Source organism: Enterobacter cloacae complex sp. P17RS, from assembly GCF_014895885.1.
GTDB lineage: Bacteria > Pseudomonadota > Gammaproteobacteria > Enterobacterales > Enterobacteriaceae > Enterobacter > Enterobacter bugandensis.
In genome coordinates, this window is sequence record NZ_JADBQK010000042.1 from 1 (window position 1) to 274 (window position 274).

1 protein-coding gene is annotated in these 274 nt (G+C 63.9%); it reads left to right on the top strand.

Annotated elements, in window-relative coordinates; genetic code table 11:
* The coding region (locus IM265_RS21830; protein ID WP_193056026.1) for a hypothetical protein at positions 1–274 on the top strand (274 nt) is incomplete at both ends.

Below are 274 nucleotides of genomic sequence, written 5' to 3' on the forward strand. Positions count from 1 at the left end.
CCAGCTTCCAGTGGCAGTGGCAGGATGGTGCAGCATGGAAGAATGCCGCAGGCGGCACGGCAAGCACGTTTACGCTGCCGGACAGCTATGCGGGTTACAACGTGCGGGTAATGGTAACGCCGAAGGGCAGCAGCCAGCCGTCGCTGACCGGTGCGGTACAGGATAGTCCGACGATGGCAGCCTATGACGCGCCGTCGGTAACGGGCCTGAGGATCTCCGGCACGCCGAAGGTGGGGCAGACCCTGAGGGCGGAATACACCTTCACGGCAAACGG